This is a genomic window from Parajatrophihabitans canadensis (genome assembly GCF_053764775.1).
The window spans coordinates 707,905-726,400 of the sequence record NZ_CM132445.1 but is presented as its reverse complement, the minus strand read 5'-3'; the positions used below and the strand labels follow the sequence as shown (position 1 = coordinate 726,400).

At 64.3% G+C, this 18,496-nt stretch carries 19 protein-coding genes and 1 pseudogene; 9 read left to right on the top strand and 11 right to left on the bottom strand.

Annotated elements, in window-relative coordinates; all coding sequences use genetic code 11:
- Positions 1-15 precede the first annotated feature (15 nt).
- A complete protein-coding gene (locus tag ACSMXN_RS03550; RefSeq protein WP_022915639.1) occupies positions 16-435 on the top strand; it encodes a YrdB family protein in 420 nt (139 codons plus the stop codon).
- A gap of 46 nt (positions 436-481) precedes the next feature.
- Here ACSMXN_RS03550 and ACSMXN_RS03545 read toward each other — a convergent pair whose 3' ends face one another.
- The 6 genes from ACSMXN_RS03545 to ACSMXN_RS03520 form a co-directional block, all read right to left on the bottom strand.
- Positions 482-1,315 (bottom strand): metalloregulator ArsR/SmtB family transcription factor, encoded by an 834-nt coding sequence (locus tag ACSMXN_RS03545; RefSeq protein ID WP_022915640.1) that lies wholly within the window; start codon positions 1,313-1,315, stop codon positions 482-484.
- 54 nt (positions 1,316-1,369) lie between these two features.
- Positions 1,370-1,861 carry a pyridoxamine 5'-phosphate oxidase family protein gene (locus ACSMXN_RS03540; protein ID WP_022915641.1) on the bottom strand — a complete coding sequence of 164 codons (492 nt, stop codon included), beginning with the start codon at positions 1,859-1,861 and terminating at the stop codon, positions 1,370-1,372.
- Between the two features lie 70 nt (positions 1,862-1,931).
- A complete protein-coding gene (locus tag ACSMXN_RS03535) occupies positions 1,932-2,813 on the bottom strand; it encodes a carboxymuconolactone decarboxylase family protein (RefSeq protein WP_022915642.1) in 882 nt (293 codons plus the stop codon).
- A 57-nt stretch (positions 2,814-2,870) separates the two neighbouring features.
- The gene (locus ACSMXN_RS03530; RefSeq protein ID WP_027140012.1) at positions 2,871-4,328 is read right to left on the bottom strand and encodes an aldehyde dehydrogenase family protein; all 1,458 of its coding nucleotides are present in this window, start codon (positions 4,326-4,328) and stop codon (positions 2,871-2,873) included.
- A 51-nt stretch (positions 4,329-4,379) separates the two neighbouring features.
- Positions 4,380-5,198 carry a mycofactocin-coupled SDR family oxidoreductase gene (locus tag ACSMXN_RS03525; RefSeq protein WP_022915644.1) on the bottom strand — a complete coding sequence of 273 codons (819 nt, stop codon included), beginning with the start codon at positions 5,196-5,198 and terminating at the stop codon, positions 4,380-4,382.
- A gap of 91 nt (positions 5,199-5,289) precedes the next feature.
- Positions 5,290-5,958, bottom strand: a complete 669-nt coding sequence (locus tag ACSMXN_RS03520; RefSeq protein ID WP_081649372.1) for a TetR/AcrR family transcriptional regulator — start codon at positions 5,956-5,958, stop codon at positions 5,290-5,292.
- 137 nt (positions 5,959-6,095) lie between these two features.
- On the opposite strand from ACSMXN_RS03520, the gene ACSMXN_RS03515 reads away from it, so the two are divergent.
- Together ACSMXN_RS03515 and ACSMXN_RS03510 are read left to right on the top strand one after the other, a co-directional pair.
- Positions 6,096-6,857 carry a GAF and ANTAR domain-containing protein gene (locus ACSMXN_RS03515; protein ID WP_022915646.1) on the top strand — a complete coding sequence of 254 codons (762 nt, stop codon included), beginning with the start codon at positions 6,096-6,098 and terminating at the stop codon, positions 6,855-6,857.
- On the top strand, positions 6,854-7,615 hold the full coding sequence (locus tag ACSMXN_RS03510; RefSeq protein WP_022915647.1) for a GAF and ANTAR domain-containing protein: 762 nt from the start codon (positions 6,854-6,856) through the stop codon (positions 7,613-7,615). The genes ACSMXN_RS03515 and ACSMXN_RS03510 overlap by 4 nt, the downstream gene beginning before the upstream one ends.
- A gap of 96 nt (positions 7,616-7,711) precedes the next feature.
- On the opposite strand, the gene ACSMXN_RS03505 is transcribed toward ACSMXN_RS03510, so the two are convergent.
- Positions 7,712-8,524 (bottom strand): GAF and ANTAR domain-containing protein, encoded by an 813-nt coding sequence (locus tag ACSMXN_RS03505; RefSeq protein WP_022915648.1) that lies wholly within the window; start codon positions 8,522-8,524, stop codon positions 7,712-7,714.
- Positions 8,525-8,882: 358 nt separating this feature from the next.
- Between ACSMXN_RS03505 and ACSMXN_RS03500 the strand changes: the two genes are divergently transcribed.
- From ACSMXN_RS03500 to ACSMXN_RS03485, 4 genes and pseudogenes are all read left to right on the top strand, one after another.
- Positions 8,883-9,479: an ANTAR domain-containing protein gene (locus ACSMXN_RS03500; RefSeq protein ID WP_022915649.1), complete on the top strand. Its 597-nt coding sequence runs from the start codon at positions 8,883-8,885 to the stop codon at positions 9,477-9,479.
- Between the two features lie 130 nt (positions 9,480-9,609).
- The gene (locus ACSMXN_RS03495) at positions 9,610-10,545 is read left to right on the top strand and encodes an alpha/beta fold hydrolase (RefSeq protein ID WP_027140013.1); all 936 of its coding nucleotides are present in this window, start codon (positions 9,610-9,612) and stop codon (positions 10,543-10,545) included.
- A 4-nt stretch (positions 10,546-10,549) separates the two neighbouring features.
- Positions 10,550-11,752 carry an epoxide hydrolase gene (locus ACSMXN_RS03490; protein ID WP_022915651.1) on the top strand — a complete coding sequence of 401 codons (1,203 nt, stop codon included), beginning with the start codon at positions 10,550-10,552 and terminating at the stop codon, positions 11,750-11,752.
- Positions 11,689-12,660, top strand: a pseudogene (locus ACSMXN_RS03485) (alpha/beta fold hydrolase); the annotation flags it as partial. The gene ACSMXN_RS03490 and the pseudogene ACSMXN_RS03485, both read left to right, overlap by 64 nt.
- Before the next feature lie 48 nt (positions 12,661-12,708).
- Here ACSMXN_RS03485 and ACSMXN_RS03480 read toward each other — a convergent pair.
- Positions 12,709-14,262, bottom strand: coding sequence for an MFS transporter (locus ACSMXN_RS03480; RefSeq protein ID WP_455407686.1), 1,554 nt, complete (start codon positions 14,260-14,262; stop codon positions 12,709-12,711).
- A 95-nt stretch (positions 14,263-14,357) separates the two neighbouring features.
- Here ACSMXN_RS03480 and ACSMXN_RS03475 point away from each other — a divergent pair, with 95 nt between their 5' ends.
- Positions 14,358-14,849 carry a MarR family winged helix-turn-helix transcriptional regulator gene (locus ACSMXN_RS03475; protein ID WP_455407685.1) on the top strand — a complete coding sequence of 164 codons (492 nt, stop codon included), beginning with the start codon at positions 14,358-14,360 and terminating at the stop codon, positions 14,847-14,849.
- Here the strand turns inward: ACSMXN_RS03475 and ACSMXN_RS03470 are convergent.
- Both ACSMXN_RS03470 and ACSMXN_RS03465 read right to left on the bottom strand, forming a co-directional pair.
- The gene (locus tag ACSMXN_RS03470) at positions 14,846-15,676 is read right to left on the bottom strand and encodes an MBL fold metallo-hydrolase (RefSeq protein ID WP_022916066.1); all 831 of its coding nucleotides are present in this window, start codon (positions 15,674-15,676) and stop codon (positions 14,846-14,848) included. The two genes, ACSMXN_RS03475 and ACSMXN_RS03470, sit on opposite strands and share 4 nt — an antisense overlap.
- 207 nt (positions 15,677-15,883) lie before the next feature.
- The gene (locus tag ACSMXN_RS03465) at positions 15,884-16,900 is read right to left on the bottom strand and encodes an aldo/keto reductase (protein ID WP_022916067.1); all 1,017 of its coding nucleotides are present in this window, start codon (positions 16,898-16,900) and stop codon (positions 15,884-15,886) included.
- A 191-nt stretch (positions 16,901-17,091) separates the two neighbouring features.
- On the opposite strand from ACSMXN_RS03465, the gene ACSMXN_RS03460 reads away from it, so the two are divergent.
- Positions 17,092-17,655 carry a dihydrofolate reductase family protein gene (locus tag ACSMXN_RS03460; protein ID WP_022916068.1) on the top strand — a complete coding sequence of 188 codons (564 nt, stop codon included), beginning with the start codon at positions 17,092-17,094 and terminating at the stop codon, positions 17,653-17,655.
- Positions 17,656-17,670: 15 nt separating this feature from the next.
- On the opposite strand, the gene ACSMXN_RS03455 is transcribed toward ACSMXN_RS03460, so the two are convergent.
- A complete protein-coding gene (locus tag ACSMXN_RS03455) occupies positions 17,671-18,342 on the bottom strand; it encodes an SbtR family transcriptional regulator (RefSeq protein WP_022916069.1) in 672 nt (223 codons plus the stop codon).
- Positions 18,343-18,496 lie beyond the last annotated feature (154 nt).

The window sequence follows — 18,496 nt, the reverse complement described above, 5'->3', positions numbered from 1 at the left end:
CGCGGTCGAGAGGTCGTGATCACGATCGAACACCCCCATGAAAGCAACGACAACCCAGCAAAGCCGCCGGCCCAGCTGGCAATCTTGCCCACAGAGTCGCAACACACTCCCACCGTTTTTGAAGTGGCGGTGTTTCTGGCTGAGCTCTGGATGCTCGCCGTCCTAGCCGTCGTCGGGGCACGACTCGGGAACAACATCGCGGTCTCGATAGCGCTCGCCATCTTGCTGCCCACAGCGGCGTCGGCGTTGTGGGCATACTGGCTCGCCCCGCGGGCTGGCCACCGGTTGCCGCATCCCCTCCGATTGTTGGCGAAACTAGCCCTGGTGGTCGCCGCCGCCGCACTACTCGGGCTTACTGGATCGGCCATCTGGGCCGCCGTCTTCGGCGTCGTCGCGGGCGCGCTCTTTGCGACCGGTGAAATCAGACAGCCTTGACTACGGTTGTTGGCAGACCAAGCCGTCCGCGCGGAAGCGCTTTGGATTAAGCGTCATTCGCCGTTCGCGCTGCCCGCTCGTCGGCATGGAATTCCCACGGTGCCTGCGGAAGTACGTCGCCGGTCTCGAGCAGTGTCTTGAGGTTGGCCAGTACGGTCGGCCAACCCTCGCTGATCGCTCGAAGCTCGTCGTCGGTCCGCAGCCGCCGATGGGTGACGGTGAGCTTGACGATGTCGCGATAGGACTCGATCTCGAAGGTGACCAGGCTCGGTTCGAAAGTGGGGTCGCTGAGTCTCGATGGGTCGTCAAAACTGAACGCGAGACGATTCGGCTGATCCGCCTCGACGACGGCCCCGCTTGCGTCTGAGATTCCGGAACCGTCAACGCGCACGTGATCGACCGTGCTGCCCACTGTCCAGTCCGAGACTTGGGCGTGACCCCAGAAGCGGCCGGTCAGCTCAGGATCGGTGAGCGCATGCCAGACCTGCTCGGGCGTCGCATGTATATACGTTGTGTAGATGTAAGCGGGAATCGTCCCGATGGTCGGGTCGGCGTGCGTCGTCATGTTCTCGTCCTCCGCGCGTTGCTTGATGGCGTCGAGGGCCAGCAACCGGGGCTCCTCGAATTTCCAGATCCAGCGGCTCTGGATCTCGTGGATTGGCACGGTGTTCACGTAGTGCAGCTTGCGTCGCCCGTCGCGAACCGAGGTCACCAGGTTCGCTGCCTCTAGGAGCTCAATGTGCTGGCTCACCGACTGGCGACGCATCTCCAGGCCCGCACACAGCTCGTTGAGCGTCAGCCCTGACCGCTCGTGGAGCATGTCGAGCAGCCCCCGCCGGGTTGGGTCGGCGAGCGCTTTGAAGACCCGGTCCGAATCCATCTCGTTATTATGCAGGTAGTTGCCTGCCTATTGCAAGGCGCCTTCGGTCGCCGTCTAATGCTTGCGCACGACGCGCTCGGGTTCGCCGACCTTCCAGATCGTGACGTCGAGATGGCCGCCGCCCACCTCAACCGCGGACCCAGCGGTCAGATCGGCTTCGTAGAAGGTCTCGAAGACCTGACCGCGCAGATCGAAACCTGTTTCGTCATACAGCGACGTGGCAAAACGTTGGTGAAGCTCTGGGTCCGGCATATGCCGGACCCGACCCCACAGCTTCGCATCCCCGTCCGCTACCTCGGTATCGATCGTCGCCGTGTGTAGGCAGAAGCGCGGATCACGGCCCAGATCGTGAAACTTGGTGGTGTTCGGCATGCCGATCAGCCACAGGCTGCCCTCGAAGATCCGTGGCTCCATCGGACTGATCCGCGGAAAGCCGTCCGAACGCAGGGTCGCCAGCAGACAGAGATTGCCGGTAGCAGAGTGCCGCCGGAGGAAGATCTCCGCGATACGTGGTGCGGACTGGCTGAACCGATTCCAAGTCACCATTTCCACGTCATCAGGAGTTGCTTCACCTGCTCGTCGAGAACCACGGTCTGCTCCTTTGTCGCGTCGACCCCTACTCCGCCTTGGCACCGACGACGTCGGCCAGCAGAAGCTTGACCCGCTGCTCCTCCACGACCTGCTGGAAGTAGGAGCCTTTGGGCCAGCCGCCATACACCGCGAATTGCAACACGACCTCACGGATCTCGTCCAGGGTGACGTCGCCGGAACGCAGAGCACCCCACACGTGGGCTTGGATTGGAATCTGGGAATCCGACACCGCTACGCAGGCCAGGGTGATGAAGCGCCGGTCGCGCCGCGTCAGACCGGGACGCCGCCACATCTTGCCGAAGACGAACGGAAGAATCCCCGTGCCCTGGTAGGGCAGGTCGCGCCCGGGCGCCGGCACCCAGTTGACGTCGAGGAATTCCCGCTCGCCTACTTGTTTGCGCAGCTCTTGGTCCTCCGGCTCATCAGTGACGTCGTAGGAACGCCGAGGAGGCGGGGTCGTGCCGCGGTCTCGGTGAAGTTGTTCCCACTGATCCAGGATCATTCGATCAGCAGTCTCGGCCATACCCCAGCCGCAGTAGACAGCAAAGTGAAGCACCCATTCGTCAAGCTCGTCGCGACTCAGGTCGCCGCTGGCCAGCGTGCCGTAGATGTGGCGCTCAAGTTCGCGGTACGAATTCGCCCCCGCGAGGGTCGTCAGGGCGACGAGACGGCGTTCTCGCATCCCAAGGTTCGGCCGCGTCCACACCTCGGCCATGACGAAGTCGAGCAGTGTCTCTTCACGCGCCGTGAGCACCTCGGACGCGGGGCGTCCGATCACTTCTTCGAGCACCCGCCTTCCCCGAGCGCGACGTTCGGACGGGAGCACGACTTCCTGGTTGTCGGTTTCTCGGGTGTCGGTTTCTCGGGTGTCGGTTTCCCTGGTGTCGGTTTCCGTGGTGTTGGTCAACGAGATCTCCGATGTTCGGTCGAATGGTTGCGCGCGAAGGCAGCCGATGGCAATTGGTCAACTGTTGAAAGAGATACGGGTGTTCTTAACCTGGGCGAACTCATGCAGGCCTTCGACGCCACCCAGCCGGCCGTAGCCACTCTGCTTGTAGCCGCCGTAAGGTCCGCTGGGCTGAATGTCGCTGTACGTGTTGATCCAGACCGATCCCGCCTGAAGCCCTCGGGCTACCCGGTGAGCGCGGGCGAAGTCCGTGGTGTGCGCATAGGCAACCAACCCGAAGTCGGTGTCGTTGGCGATGGCGATCGCCTCGTCCTCGGTATCGAACGGCATCACCGACACGACGGGACCGAAGGTCTCGATGCGGGCCAGCGGGCTGTCGTTCGGCACGTCGGCGAACACGGTCGGTTCGATGTAGTAGCCGCCGGCCAGGGCACCGCCCAACCGGTTGCCACCAGTGACGAGGCGACCGGTGCCCGACTCCACCGCACCTGTGATGGCACCGAGGATTCGGTCGGTAGCAGTCTGACTGATGACCGGACCCATCACCATGGCCGGATCGAACGGATCACCGACCGGGACGTGCTTGACCGTCTGCACCAGCCGATCAAGGAATTCACCGTAGATGGCGCGCTCGACCAGGATCCGGCTCCCGCAGGCGCAGCTCTGGCCGGACTGGGTCAGCGGGCCCATCGCTGCGGAAACCATCACCGCCTTGTCGAGATCAGCATCTGCGAAGACAACGTTGGCTGATTTGCCGCCGAGCTCTAGTGAAAGCGGCTTGAGCGTATCGGCGGCGGCTATGGCGATCTGCCGCGCAATGCCCCCGCTGCCGGTGAAGTGGATCTTACCGACGCCAGGGTGTCGCACCAGAGCCTCACCGGCGTCCGGACCGCCAGGGATGACGTTGACCAGTCCTGGCGGGAGGCCGACCCGCCGGCAGATCTCCCCGAACCGGATCGGCGCCATCGGGGCCAGTTCCGGTGGCTTGATGACTACCGCATTCCCAGCGGCTAGCGCAGGCGCGACTGCCATGCCGATACCGACCAGCGGACCGTTCCACGGCACGATTACCCCGATGACACCGTATGGTTCGCGCTCGATCATGTTGATGTCGTGGTTATGCGTGGTCGGGGCAGTCTGGCCCGAACCCTTGTCGATCCAGCCGGCGTAGTACTCCAGGAACTTGACGAGCAGGCCCGAATTCCCTGCCATCGCTATCGGAACGCCATAGTCGTGCACGTTGAGCAGGGCGAGCTCATCCGCAGCGTCGTCCACTGCTTTGGCCAGGCCCATGAGCAGGTTGCGGCGCTGCTCGACCGACATCGCTTGCCACTCGCGCTGAGCGGCCGCTGCGCTCCGCACGGCCCGGTCGACCTCCTCAGGCCCAGCCATGGTGATAGTCGCGTTCACTCCCCCGGTACCGGGGAAGACGTGGTCAAACGTTCCACCGGAGGCGTCGTTGATGGACTCGTCGCCGATCAGTAACGACGTCGGCAGTTCGACGGTCGAGGTCATGATGAACTCCTGGGTCGGTACGGACTGGGTCTGCCGGCAGCGATTTTGGCGTTAGCCGATGCGGTTGACGAAGCCTGCGTCGACGGGAAGGTTCGTGCCGGTGATGTAGCGCGCCTCGTCCGAAAGCAAGAACGCGACGGCGGCGCTGATGTCAGCGGGCTCGACCATGTCGACCGGCAGGGCGTTGCGCAAGTGGATGCCCTTGTCGACCTGGGTGGCGAGGAACGCCTGCATCGCGTCGTTGGTGGCCATCATGGTGTTGACCGCGGTGGGATGGACGACGTTGACCCGGATGCTCTGCGGTGCGAGGTCGTTGGCCAGGCCGCGCATAATGCCCACCACCCCGTGCTTGGCAACGCCGTAACCGCCACCGCCCATGCCGCGCAGACCGGCGGTCGACCCGGTGAGGACGATCGAGCCACCGCGACCGCCGGCGACGATGTGGGGGATCCCGACCTTGGTGGCGTTCCAGACCCCGGTCAGGTTCACCCCGATTACGTCGTCCCACGCCTGCTTGTCTTCCTCGTCGGTGGTCTCGCGGAACAGGCCGGGACTGATCCCGGCATTGGCCACGACGTAGTCGAGTCGGCCGAACTGACTCACACCGGCGTCGACCACGCTGCGCAGCGCCGCTAGGTCTCGAACATCGGCGACTTGCGCCACGATCCGACGGTCAAGGCCCTCGACCAGCGAGACAGTCTCGTCGAGTTCTTCCTTGGACGCCATCGGATACGCGACCGAGGGTATGTCGGCGCAGATGTCCACCCCGATGATGTCGGCCCCCTCCGAGGCCAGTCGGACCGCGTGGCTTCGGCCCTGTCCTCGGCCGATCCCGGTGATGAACGCGACCTTGCCCTCTAGACGTGCCATGGGAACCTCCGCAACGGACGCCGGCCCGCTGGACTGCGGACGGTCGGCAGAAGTCTAAGACGAGTGTCTTAATCTGTCCATGACTTGCGGTTCAGAACAGCAGCGGAACGTTTGGATGCGCCTCGCCGGCCCAGTCCAGCTCGAGCCTGGTGTCGATCGAGGTCGGTGCCTGCAAGAAACCCACCATGCCGTCGATCAGCTCGGTCACCGCTATCGCGGTCGGAAGCAGCGGTCGCCCGGCGTCGCGCGCTCGCTCGCGTTGGGCCGCAGCCAGCACGATGAACGACTGGGCCTGTTGGATACGACGGCTGCGCACTGGTTCGTCGAGCTCCGGTAGGAGCGAACTCAGGCGATCGTGAAAGGCCGCGACGCGGGCGCGCAGGCTCGGGGGGAGTACGAAGACCTCACTCCATCCGTCCGTCGAGGCCGCGGAAATGAAGCCCATGTAGTGGCTGCCGGGCTGATCGGCCTGCTCGATCACCGAAAAGAGCTGGCACTCCACCCAAGAGCGCAGGTCGTCGGGCCGACGTTGAGCGATCAGTTCTTCGCGCCTGGTGCACAAACCGGTCAGGCGGTACTCATAGATTGCCTGCACGAGCTGTTGTTTCGTCCCGAAGTGATATTGAACGGCAGAGTTGTTGGCGTTTCCCGCCGCGGCGCCGATCTGTCGTAGCGATACGCCCTGGACTCCGTGCTGCGCGAACAGGCGTTCGGCCGCCGACACAAGTTGTTCCTTGACCGAATACTTGACGTCCAGCATGGGCGAATCGAAGCACTCCGGAGGTCTGAGCGTCAATTCCAGTACCAGGCTCGATGCGACTAGATTGATGCGTGACGTCGGTGCCGCCTGGTCTCGCCCGGTTAGGGCGTCGCCAGCCACCGTTAAAGGGGCGCGGCATGGATGATGGCGACCGAATCCGAGACGGTTTGACCGCGGCTCTTTCGGGTGCCGGCCGGGGTCGGGCGGCGGCGGACCGGCTGTGTAGCGCGTGCGTCGATCTGCTGGACGTCGACGGCGCGGCACTTTCCATCATCTACGACGGGGCGATCAGCCGGTCCCTCGGTGCAAGTGGTCAGCTCAGCCGTGAACTCGACGAGCTCCAGTTCACCCTCGGTGAGGGGCCCTGCCTGCAGGCCGTGACCCAATGGTCCCCGGTGTTGGTTGCCGATCTCGACGATCCGACGGAGACGTTATGGCCAGGCTTCGCCGGCGCAGCATTGCAGCGCGGAGTCCGTGCCGTGTTCGCGCTGCCCGTCTCGGCGGCGGCATCCGCCATCGGCGCGCTCGACCTTTACCGCCATAAACCAGGTGAACTCGGCGACCTCGCCCTTGCTGGCGGCTTGATCGCCGCGGAACTTGCTGCGCTTCCCCTACTCGATCTGATGGGCATCGATCTCGAAGCGGCGATGACCGACGAGACGAGTGGCGCCTGGGAGCAGTTGACGCAACTGACCCGGGTGGAGGTCTATCAAGCGGCGGGAATGCTCATCGGCCAGCTGAACCTGTCGCCCGCCGAGGCGCTCATCCGGCTACGTGCCTACGCCTACGCCAACGACCTGACGGCCAGCGACGTCGCCTACGCGATCATCGAGGACGGCCTGTTGCTGGCCGACGACGAGGGACGGGCATCGAAGCCTGCCACCGGAGGCAGCGAATGACAGCCGCCAACCGAGAGGCTGATGTCGTCGCCGCGTTCATCGCATTCGCAGATCGGCTCGTCGACGATTTCGACCTGCTGGACCTGACGATCGAGCTGACCGAAGACTGCGCGCGCCTGCTGGACGTCGCGGCGGCCGGTCTGCTGTTGGCCGACGCCAGCGGTCGGTTACATTTGCTCGCCGCGACCTCAGAGCAAGCCCGTCGGGTTGAGGTGTTTCAGCTGCAGCGCGAAGAGGGACCGTGTCTGGATTGCTACCGCTCCGGGCAGCCGGTTGCCGTACGCGACCTGCAGAACGAGGCAGAGCGCTGGCCGCGGTTCGTAGCCGCGGCCACGGCTGCGGGCTTTCGCTCTGTCCACGCTATTCCGATGCGGCTACAAGGCGACGTGCTGGGCGCGTTAGGTCTCTTCGGTGCGGCAGAAGGCACCCTCAACGACCATGACTTTGCTCTGGCCCAGGCCTTCGCACACGTGGCTTCAATTGCAATCGCCCAACAACATCGGAATTCGCGTAAAGCGACGCTGCTGTCCGACCTACAGTCGGCCGTGGCTAGCCGGGGCGTGCTCGAGATGGCGAAAGGGATTGTTTCCGCCGCTCACGCTGTCGACATGCAGGAGTCGTTCACCCGGTTGCGGAGCTACGCCCACGCATCTGGACAGCCATTGAGCGGGCTCGCACGCAGGCTGGTGGACGCAGACTCAGAGACGCGCGTTGCTTTGCTGGCTGAACTCCAAACGGCGGCCCAACCGCCCTCTTGATCAGGTCAATGCGCCCTGGGGATTGCCTGGCTCACAGCAGCAACGTGGTGAGGAGCAACGTGGTCAGGACCGACGTGTGGGTCAGCAGCGACGTGGTCAGGAGTGCGTGTGACGGGCTCGGGCGCGCCGGACGGATTCGTCGACGATCCGTTCGGCCACCACTGTCAGTTTGACGTTCTCAGTCTGGCTGATGTCACGTAGCCGGGTAAACGCCTCGTCAGCGGTCGCGCCGGAGCGGCTTCGGAGGATTCCGATCGCCTGATCGATGATCGCCCGGCTACCCAACGCTGCCTGCAACTGCACGGCGCGGCCCTGCGCTTGGGCGAGGACTTGGGCATTGTGGACGGCCAGCGCGGCGGGAGCGGCGAAAAGGCGCCCAACGGTGATCGAATGGTCGTCAAAGGTATCCCGCGAGCGGGAGTAGCTGTTCACTGCACCGACTACGGTGCCGTCAGGCATCAGCATCGGAAGCGACAACACGCTATGCACTCCCAGCCGGCCTACGCGAGGGCCGAAACGCGGCCAGCGTGGGTCGGCCGTGACGTTGCCCGTTCGGATCGGTGTCCCTTCTGCGGCCGCCGTGATGCAGGGACCTTCGTCGACCAGCTCGTACTGAATCGCGTCGACTTGTGCCACGAACGAGTGGCTGGTGGCCAGGGCTTGAACTCGGTTATCGCCGCGATCGAGACGCAGCAGACTTATCCCGACGCCGTCCGCGCCGGGAATGACGTGCACGGCCGAGATCGCTACTTGATCAAGCAGCTGTTCGAGCGTCGCGGCGCCGGCGACCATGCTCGCGAGATTCTCCAGCCCAGCCCGAAGATCGGCTTCGCGCGCCTCGAGTTCAGCCTCAATTGGCACACTTGCCGCTGGCCCGACTACGTATTCCGCGCCTTGGTCGGACGTCATCGGAAGGGCCGGGACGGTATGCCGGTCACGTGATAAGTCAAGCACGACCTGCGCGTCTGTGCGACGACGTCGCGAGCGCCCGAATACGGACCTCTGGAAGTGACGGCGGCGGTGACCTGACACCAGGCGAGATACCACTCGGGCAGAGGTCGACGTGTCCGCATCACACCGACTAAGCTCGGATTCGGTTGACACCCAGCCGGCCCGAAACCGACCCGCCACCGATGGCCGCGGACGGAGAGCGCGAAGCTCACACCGGGCGCAGCAAGTGCGCGCCCGTCCCCGAGGCCTCATGACTGACTCGCTGCCAAACTCCCGTCACTCACGTCAACGCCGCCACGTTTCCAGCAGGCCCGATATGGTGGCCGTGGCCAGCACCATGCACCATCTGGTCAGCTCGGCCGACCCCGCCGTGGTGTTTTCCAGCCTTGCCAAGCTCAGCGTGCCCACGTTCAGCGACGCGTGCGTCATCACGATCCAGGAGAATGCCGGCTCTCCGTACCGCATCGCCTACCCCCACGTCGAGGCAGGCGCGGATCAGCTGGCACGGACGACCAGCGCGTCACCTGCCAACGAGCGTCGGCTGAATACCCGCACGCAGTCTTCGGCCGGTGATGCACCCCAGTACGAGGCGCTCATCGTCCACGCATGGCAGAACTACGTTCCCAACGCGGCCGAGGTCGCGATCGCACGGCTGATGGCAGATCGCGCCGTCGCCGTCGTGCGCGAACAGCGCCTGGCCACTAAAGCGGCCCGGGCGCAAGAGATCATGGTCAGCCTGGAACGTGCGCTGGAGACAAGCCGCCACATTGGCGTCGCAATCGGCATCGTGATGGCTACCCGCAATCTCAGCACCGATGCCGCGTTCGATCTTCTTCGCGAAGTGAGCCAACGAACCCACCAGAAGCTGCGCGAGATAGCCGATGACATCGTCGCCCGAGGCTCGCTGGTCTGACTCGATCCCCCGCGTTGCCCGCGAGCTCAATCGGTCCCCAGGCCAGGGACGCGACAAGGGCTTTCACGGGCGCGAGTTGCACCCTGGCGTAGGAGCCTTTCGGTTGACGGTCAACCTTGAGGGAGGCTCGATGAGCACCACGCGGCACGGCGGCAACGGCGCGAAAGGTAATGCGGAAAACCAGGAACAAGGACACTGGCTCGGCGGTGTTCGGGAAGGGTACGCGGACCTCGGCGAGGTTCGATTGCACTATGTCGAGGCAGGCGACGGACCTCTGGTCGTCCTGCTGCACGGGTTTCCCGAATTTTGGTACGGCTGGCGGTTGCAGATCAAAGCGCTCGCCGCCGCGGGATTCCGCGTCGTCGCGCCTGACATGCGCGGCTACAACTTGTCATCGCGACCGAAGGGTGTCGGCAACTACGACATCGAAAAGCTTGCCGGCGACGTACGTGACCTGGTCCGCGAACGTGGGGCGCAATCTGCGCTGCTTGCGGGGCACGACTGGGGTGGCAGCGTGGCCTGGGCCACGGCAATGACGCACCCCGAGGTCGTCGACCGACTGGCCATTCTCAACGCGGCCCACCCGCGGAAGCTGTCGCAGGGGTTGCACCATCCCGGCCAGCTCAAGAAGTCGTGGTACTTCTTCTTCTTCGCACTCCCGGACCTGCCTGACTCCATCGTGCACGCCAACAACTGGCACTTCTTCCGGCATTTCTTACACGATGCCCGCCCGCCATACACCGCGGAGGAGATGGACCATTACATCGAGGCGTGGTCACAGCCTGGTGCCGCCAGCGGGATGATCAATTACTACCGTTCGTCCGTACGAACTCCGGCCAAGAAAGCCGAAGCCGCGATTCACCCCGTCAAGGCCCCTACCCTCGTCATCTGGGGCCAACGCGATGCCTACCTCGGACAGGAACTGGCCGAACCCGAGCATGACGACGTCCCGAACCTCGAACGTGTCGAGCGACTGCCGGACGCCTCGCACTGGGTCCACCATGACGCCGCGGAGCAAGTCAACCAGCTGCTGACCAGCTTCTTCGCTGCCGCCAAATCTGGGTGAGCACATGACTATTGACGGAAGTGTCCGCCGCTATCGGATCGAGATCTCCGACAAGGAGCTCGACGACCTGCGTGGCCGCATCGCCGCGACGCGCTGGCCAGAACGTGAAACCGTAACCGACGACAGCCAAGGCGTGCCTCTCGAGTTCATGCAGGATCTCGCACGGTATTGGGCCACGAGCTACGACATGGGTCGGTGCAACGCGATTCTCAACGGCTTGCCGAATTTCATGACGGAGATCGACGGGCTCGATATTCACTTCATCCACGTCCGGTCGCCGCACGAGGACGCGTTGCCCATCATCGTCACCCACGGGTGGCCGGGCTCTGTCCTCGAACAGTTGAAGATCATCGAGCCTCTGACAAACCCCACCGCGCACGGCGGGGACGCCTCGGATGCCTTCCACGTAGTGATTCCCTCACTGCCAGGACACGGATTCTCGGCGAAGCCGGAAGTCCCGGGGTGGGATCCGGAGCGGATCGCCCGTGCCTGGGTGGTGCTGATGAAACGGCTCGGTTACCAGCATTTCGTCGCGCAAGGTGGTGACTGGGGCGCTGCGATCACACAGGCAATGGGTGAGCAGGCGCCTCCGGGGTTGCTGGCCATTCACTCGAACATGCCGGGTACGGCGCCAGCCGAGCTCGTCAAAGGCTTCGAGACCGGCGAACCTGCGCCGGGCGGCCTCTCAACGGAAGAAACGCGGGCCTACGAGCAGCTGCGTACCCTTTATGCCAAGCACGTGGCGTACGCCAACATCATGTCCACGCGACCGCAGACGATGTATGGCCTGGCGGACTCGCCGATCGACCTTGCGGCCTGGATGATCGATCACGGCGACGGCACGGGCCAGCCAGGTCTCATCGCGCGCGTCATCGCAGGCGGTCTGCCCGGAGAGCTGACCAAGGATGACGTTCTCGACAACATCACGCTCTATTGGCTGACGAATACCGGAGTGTCGGCGGCTCGACTCTATTGGGAGAACACCCGCGACTTCTTCGACGCGAAGAACATCAGCATCCCGTACGCCATCAGCGTCTTCCCCGACGAGCTATACCAAGCGCCCAAGAGCTGGGCCGAACGCGCCTATCTCGACAACCTTCTTTATTTCAACGAGGTTGAGCGTGGCGGCCACTTCGCTGCTTGGGAACAGCCGACACTGTTCAGCGCCGAACTTCGTGCGGCGTTCCGGCCGGTGCGACTTCACTGAGTCCGATGCTCGATCGACTGCAACAAGTCCGCGCAGGCGTGCTAGATGTCGGTTACGTCGAGGTCGGGCCCGAGCACGGTCAAGCGGTGCTGTTGCTACACGGATGGCCTTACGACATCCACAGTTTCGAAGAGGTCGCCCCGGCCCTCGCTGACGCGGGCTACCACGTAGTCGTGCCGTACCTGCGCGGGTACGGCACGACACGCTTTCTCTCGGATGACACCAATCGCAACGGACAGCAGGCGGCTCTCGCCCTCGACACGATCGCACTGATGGACGCGCTCGGCATGACCTCAGCGATCATCGGCGGTTTTGACTGGGGGGCCCGCACCGCGAATGTCATCGCCGCGCTATGGCCGAAGCGATGCAAGGCGGTGGTCTCGGTGAGCGGATATCTCATCGGGAGCCAGGCGGCGAACAGGACGCCACTGCCGCCGGCGGCGGAGCTTCAGTGGTGGTATCAGTACTACTTCGCCACCGCACGCGGACGAGCCGGATACGACGCCAACCGCCGCGAGTTCGCGAAACTCATCTGGCGGACCGCGTCACCGCAGTGGAACTTCGACGACGCCACCTTCGAGCGCAGCGCGACGGCCTTCGACAACCCCGACCACATAGCCATCGTTATCGACAACTACCGATGGCGGCTCGGATTGACGCCCGGCGAAGCGGCCTTCGACCACATCGAGGCGCAACTCGCCGCGTTCCCGAGCATCGGCGTCCCCACCATCACGCTCGAAGGCGATGCCAACGGCGCGCCGCATCCGGAACCCCACGCGTACGAACAGAAATTCTTCGGCAAGTACGCACACCGGCTGATCACCGGTGGCATCGGCCATAATCTCCCGCAGGAAGCGCCGCGCGCGTTCATCGACGCCGTGGTTGATGTCGACGCTTTCGCGTCCTAAGAACCTCATCGTCACAAAGGGAAAACTGGATACAAGCCGTAGGGTCGTCTAGCGGTCTTGCTCCAGTCGCGGACGAGGCGCCACCGGCGAAGTTGACTGGTCGAAGTCCTTGGTGCGCACGAGGACGATCGAGATGAGCGCGCCGGCTGCCACGGCGATCGCCCCGATGACGAAGATCGTGTGCAGGCCCGAAACAAAGGCGACATGGGCCGCGGCGGCGGTCCTCGGCTGGCCGTGAGCGGCCGCCGTGACGCCGGCGGAGGAGACGACGCGACTGACTTCGGCGGCGTGCGGGCCGACAGTTGAAGACAGCGAGGTCGTTACCCGCTGCTGGAAGATGGCGCCGAGCGCCGCTACCCCGGTCGCGAGTCCTGCGATGCGGAAGGTGTTGCTGATGCCAGAGGCCATGCCGCTGCGTTGGGGTGGCACGACGCCGAGCCCGACGCGGGCGATCGCGGGGTTGGAAATGCCAAGGCCGATACCGCAGAGCACCAAACCGGGGATGAGGACCGTCCAGTTCGAGTCGGGGCCGACGGCGAGCATCGCGGCGATTCCGCTGGCGGTGATGGCGAAGCCCGTACCGAGCACGAGGCCAGGTGGGAGCGTCTGGGCTGGCCCGCGGAAGAGGAACGGCACGAGGAAGGCGAGCACCGTCAACGGCAACAGGCGTAGGCCACCTTGGAACGGGGAGTAGCCCAGGTCGTTCTGGAGATACAGGGTGAGGTACGGCAAGAGCGCGAACATGCCGCCGCCGATGGCGAAAGTGGCGACCGAGACCCCGCCGAAGCTCGGCTTGCGGAAGAGTGAAAGGTCGAACATCGGGCGCGTCTGGAAAAGCTCGACGAGGACGAAGGCAACAAACGCCGTCGCCGAGCCGGCGAACATCGCCACAATCGTCGCGCTGGTCCAGCCGAGGTCGTTACCGCGGATGAGTCCGAACTCGAGCAGGAACATGGCCGCGGCGAAGGTGATGAGGCCGAGGCCGTCGAGTCGGGTCGCGCCGGGATCCGTCTGATTGCGCATCTTCGTCAGGGAGATCCAGATCGCGACGACGCCGACCGGCACGTTGACGATGAAGATCCAGCGCCAGCCGATGCCGCTGGTGAGTGCGCCACCGACGATCGGTCCGACCGCCGCTGCACCCCCGACGGTGGCGCCCCACGCCGCGATCGCCTTGCCGCGCGCCGCGCCTTGGAAGTCCTGGGCGATGAGGGCAAGGCTCGTGGCGAACATTGCCGCGCCACCTACGCCTTGCAGTGCCCGTGACCAGATGAGCATGTTGATCGACTGGGCGAGACCGCAGAGCAGCGAGGACACCGTGAACACGGCCAACCCTGCGATGAAAACCCGTTTCCGCCCAAAGAGATCTGAGATCGACCCCCACGTGAGGATGAGGGTGGCGAGGGTCAGGGCGTAGGCGTCGATCACCCACTGAAGGTCGGTGAAGGAGGCGTTGAGGTGTTGCTGGATCGTCGGCAGAGCGACCTGCACGATCGTCACGTCGACCAACAGGATGAAGGTCGCCGCGCAGACCGCGATCAGCGTCCACCGGCTGCGCGCGGTGCTCTCGGATGGGACGACGGGTGGAGCGGTAATGGACATGACGTGTGCCCTCTCAGCTAGTTCACTTGAAGCAACAACTAAACTGTAGAAGCGATAAGTTTACGCGTCAAGTTATTTCTGGTAACCTTTGGGGCATGAACGGGACGGATGCGCATGCCGAAAGTGGGATCTGGCTGAACGAGGACGAGCAGCGTGCGTGGCGAGGTGTCGTACAGCTCTTCATGAAGTTGCCTGCGGCCATCGATAGCAACCTGCAGCGCACGGCTGGTGTCACCCAGTTCGAGTACGCGGTTCTGGCCCTGCTGTCGGAGTCCGATGAGCGCACGCTTCAGATGTCCGAACTCGCCGCGGGGACAAACGCCTCGCTGTCTCGACTCTCACACGTGGTGTCTCGCCTCGAGGGTCGCGGCTGGATCACCCGCCAGGTCAGCCCCGGTGACGGCCGGGCAACTCAAGCTGTGCTCACCAATGCCGGTCTGGCAAAGATCGTCGAGACTGCTCCGGACCACATACGCCTCGTGCGCGAACTGGTCATCAACGCACTCACGCCGACCCAGCTTCGCCAGCTGGGGTTAGCCGGAGAGAAGATCGGGCAGCGAATCGAAGCCTGGCACGCCGAGCGTTAGCCGGGCGTCTGATCGTGCTCGGTTCTTTGCGCGAGGTACTGCAGCTGCCGTTCATGTACGCCAGGAAGAAAGTCCTTCCCATAGGCGGCTGGCCCAAGCCGGGGGTCGTCGGGAACGTCGCCGTCACGCAGTGCTTGGAGGTAAGCCCGATCCTGCGCAATCCGTGCGGGTACCTGACCAGCTCCGCCGACGGACCCGTGGCCGGGGACGACGACATCGACGTCGCCGGCCACGCCCTCAATCAGGCGGAGCGCGGCGACATAGTCCTCGATCGGGTCTGCCGTGCCGTTGAGGTTGAGCATTGGAATCAAAACATCAGAAAGCATGTCGCCGGCGACGAGAACGCCGCGTTCTTGAATCAACAGCGCCACGTGGCCTGGTGCATGCGCTAGATGCTCAATGATCCGGACTTGCGGTCCGTCCCAGGGAATCTCTGTCGTTCCAGTGGGCAGACCGGCAATGAGGCCAAATAGATCCATCGGTACCTGCTCGACAATGTCGGGCGGTATCATCGTGGCGACGAAATCCCGCCAATGCGGGTCCGACAGCCTAGCTTGAATAGCGGCCGCGCAGCGGGCCGTGCCATAACGAGGTGCTTCGCCGAGCTCGGCATGCCAGAGCAGATGATCCCAATGCGGATGCGTCGAAAACCCGGCCACAACGGGCTGGCCCAACTCGCGGAGATCGTTAGCCAAGTCGACCAATTCGTCGACGAGTATCCCTGGGTCGATAAGCAACACGCCCGCGGACCCTTGCACCACAACGGTGTTCGTCTTCATGAATGCGCTCTCGTGGATCAGCACACCGTCAGAGACCAGCGTCAGCATCTGCGCCTCCTTCCGCTCGTTCCCTTTGCGGCTTGCTACCGCTGTCGAAACCGTAGTACCAGGCGGCGACAAAATGTAAAGCCGACTTCTGGACGGAGCTCACGCCCTCGGCGCTGGCACCACGTAGGGAAAGCTGGTGCTGCGCAGGTGCTCGGACACCGACGGCTTGAGGCCGGACGGGATTGACGGCCCGCTGGCTCTAGGTGTCTAGCGTCGACGGGCGGCAGGCCTTAGTTCGACGGCGCCGTAGCTGTTGTCCTCAGGGTTGATCGTCACGCCGGGCGCCACGAGCTCATCGATGCGATCCAGAATCTCCGTGGTCAAGGTGACGTTCGCCGATGGCAGCTGCGATTGGAGTTGCTCCATGGTCCGGGGGCCGATGATCGCGGAAGTCACGCCTGGGTGATTCATCGCCCACGCAAGAGCCAGTTCGATCAACGTCATTCCGGCTTGCTCCGCCAGCACCGCGAGCTCTTCGACGACGTCGAGCTTGCGCTGGTTCGCCGGCGTGCTCATGTCGAAGCGAGCGCTCGGACGTGCGGCCGATGTCGGGACGCCGGGAGCGCCTTTGCGCCACCGACCGGTGAGCCAGCCGCCAGACAGTGGGCTGTAGACGAGGGTTCCCATGCCGTAGCGCTGTGTCGTCGGGAGCACGTCTTCCTCGATTCCGCGAACGAGGATCGAGTACGGCGGCTGCTCGGTGACGAACCGAGCCAGATTCCGTTCGCGGGACGCCCACTGCGCCTCGACGATCTGGCTGGCCGAGTACGAGGACGACCCGATGTAACGGACCTTGCCCTGGTGCACGAGGTCGGTCAGCGCGCCCAGGGTCTCCTCGACGTCGGTCGTCGGGCTTGGGCGGTGCACCTGGTACAGGTCGATGTAATCCGTCTTCAGGCGGCGCAGCGAGTTCTCGACCTCGGAGATGATCCACTTCCGGGAGCCGCCGCGGTGGTTGGGCCGGTCGTCCATCGGCATGAAGAATTTCGTCGCAAGAACAACATCGTCGCGACGTCCCTGCAGCGCCTCGCCGACGATCTCTTCCGACACTCCGCCGGAGTAGACATCGGCGGTGTCGACGAAGTTGATCCCGGCGTCGAGACCGTGATGAATGATCCGGATGGCGTCGGCCCGGTCGTCGTTGCCCCACGGCCCGAACATCATCATGCCCAGGCACAGCGGGCTGACCGAGACTCCGGTCCGTCCTAGCAATCGGTACTTCATGTGGTGCTCCTTCTCCGACGAGGTTCAGCGATTGACCCACGGACCATGGACGCGCGGATCAGTCATCGTTGCTTTCCGTATGCAACATTTGCTTGGCGCGGTCGTCAACGGCCCTCGGTGTGGTCTGACCGGTGAATTTTCCAGGTGTGTTGGTCTGTACGCGGAATACCGACTCACGCGAGGCTAATGCCATGCGGAAACTGACGTTTGGCATGAACCTGAGCCTGGACGGCTACATCGCAGCGCCCGGCGACGACCTCGGCTGGAGCGTGCCGAGCGACGAGCTGTTCCAGTGGTGGTCTGATCGGGTGGGGACGACGGGCCTGGCGCTGTACGGGCGCAGGCTGTGGCAGACGATGAGCTCCCACTGGCCGACCGCCGACCAGCAGCCTGGCGCCACACCGGCCGAGATCGAGTACGCCCGCCGGTGGCGGGACATGCCGAAGGTGGTGTTCTCCTCGACGACCAGCGCGGTCGACTGGAACGCGCGCCTGGTCACCGGCGACGCTGTCACCGAGATCACCCGGCTCAAGACTGAGGATGGCGACCCTATGGACGTCGGCGGCGCCACCCTCGCCGCGACGGCCATGCGGGCCGGGCTGATCGACGAGTACGTGCTGCTCACCGCACCGGTCTTGGTAGGCGGCGGCACGCCGTTCTTCACGGCCCTGGACAACTGGGTGAACCTGAACCTGGTGGAGACCCGGACGTTTCCCGACGGTGTGCTCCTGACCAGGTATCAGACCAGACGCTGAATAGAACCCTCAGCCCTACTTCCCCTTGCTGAGATGAACCATGGCGTCGTAGAGCTGCTGGTCCGTCATCGGCGGCTCGGGGAGCGGATGGGCCCGCTCGGCGCGGTAGGCGTCGAGCATGAGGTAGAGGTTGCGCCGCCAGGCGTTGGGCGCCGTGGTGCTGGTGGCGTCGATAATCGGGCCGAGGGACCAGATGAGGTTGACGACGTCGGCCAGAGTGATATCGGGGCGAGCCGCGCCGGCATCTTGAGCTCGGGCGAGCACGTCCCCGATTTGTAGGCACATCTGGTCGTGGATGCGCTCGGTCTCGGCGTTGTCGGTGAAGCGGCGGGAGAGGAAGTCGTTGAACCCCCGGTCTCCTGCCTGCACGCGGAACAGGTTCTCCAAGTAGGAGACGAACCCGTCCCACGGATCGTCGATCTCCAAGGCCTTCGTGGCTCCATCGAGGAACTCCTCGAGCCGAGGCTGGAAGGCGGCCATGAGCAGGTCCAGGCGCGTTGGGAAGTGGCGATACAAAGTGCCGATGGCGACGCCGGCGTCGCGCGCGATCTTCTCCAGCGAGGCATCCACGCCGCGTGCGGCGAACTCGCGCTGCGCCGCCGCGAGGAGCTTCGCGCGGTGCTCCCGGGCGTCACGGCGCAGGGGCCTGCGCATCTGCTCAACCTCGCTCGCGCTCACTTCGCCCATTCTACCAACGATACCGAGGACAGCCTCCGTTTATCTGCCGCTCGCGAGTCCAGGATCGAGCGGTTAACCAACTCCGATCAAAATTGAGGCTCCCCTCCGGAATAGGATGAGGCACCCCTCAGGTTAGGTCTACGATCGATACCGGAGGGGTACC

Bases quoted from the DNA above. Each gene is read 5' to 3' on its own strand.
- ACSMXN_RS03545 (WP_022915640.1), bottom strand. From the start codon at position 1,315: ATGGATTCGGACCGGGTCTTCAAAGCGCTCGCCGACCCAACCCGGCGG.
- ACSMXN_RS03540 (WP_022915641.1), bottom strand. From the start codon at position 1,861: ATGGTGACTTGGAATCGGTTCAGCCAGTCCGCACCACGTATCGCGGAG.
- ACSMXN_RS03530 (WP_027140012.1), bottom strand. From the start codon at position 4,328: ATGACCTCGACCGTCGAACTGCCGACGTCGTTACTGATCGGCGACGAG.
- ACSMXN_RS03525 (WP_022915644.1), bottom strand. From the start codon at position 5,198: ATGGCACGTCTAGAGGGCAAGGTCGCGTTCATCACCGGGATCGGCCGA.
- ACSMXN_RS03520 (WP_081649372.1), bottom strand. From the start codon at position 5,958: ATGCTGGACGTCAAGTATTCGGTCAAGGAACAACTTGTGTCGGCGGCC.
- ACSMXN_RS03515 (WP_022915646.1), top strand. From the start codon at position 6,096: ATGGATGATGGCGACCGAATCCGAGACGGTTTGACCGCGGCTCTTTCG.
- ACSMXN_RS03510 (WP_022915647.1), top strand. From the start codon at position 6,854: ATGACAGCCGCCAACCGAGAGGCTGATGTCGTCGCCGCGTTCATCGCA.
- ACSMXN_RS03505 (WP_022915648.1), bottom strand. From the start codon at position 8,524: ATGACGTCCGACCAAGGCGCGGAATACGTAGTCGGGCCAGCGGCAAGT.
- ACSMXN_RS03500 (WP_022915649.1), top strand. From the start codon at position 8,883: ATGGTGGCCGTGGCCAGCACCATGCACCATCTGGTCAGCTCGGCCGAC.
- ACSMXN_RS03495 (WP_027140013.1), top strand. From the start codon at position 9,610: ATGAGCACCACGCGGCACGGCGGCAACGGCGCGAAAGGTAATGCGGAA.
- ACSMXN_RS03490 (WP_022915651.1), top strand. From the start codon at position 10,550: ATGACTATTGACGGAAGTGTCCGCCGCTATCGGATCGAGATCTCCGAC.
- ACSMXN_RS03480 (WP_455407686.1), bottom strand. From the start codon at position 14,262: ATGTCCATTACCGCTCCACCCGTCGTCCCATCCGAGAGCACCGCGCGC.
- ACSMXN_RS03475 (WP_455407685.1), top strand. From the start codon at position 14,358: ATGAACGGGACGGATGCGCATGCCGAAAGTGGGATCTGGCTGAACGAG.
- ACSMXN_RS03470 (WP_022916066.1), bottom strand. From the start codon at position 15,676: ATGCTGACGCTGGTCTCTGACGGTGTGCTGATCCACGAGAGCGCATTC.
- ACSMXN_RS03465 (WP_022916067.1), bottom strand. From the start codon at position 16,900: ATGAAGTACCGATTGCTAGGACGGACCGGAGTCTCGGTCAGCCCGCTG.
- ACSMXN_RS03460 (WP_022916068.1), top strand. From the start codon at position 17,092: ATGCGGAAACTGACGTTTGGCATGAACCTGAGCCTGGACGGCTACATC.
- ACSMXN_RS03455 (WP_022916069.1), bottom strand. From the start codon at position 18,342: ATGGGCGAAGTGAGCGCGAGCGAGGTTGAGCAGATGCGCAGGCCCCTG.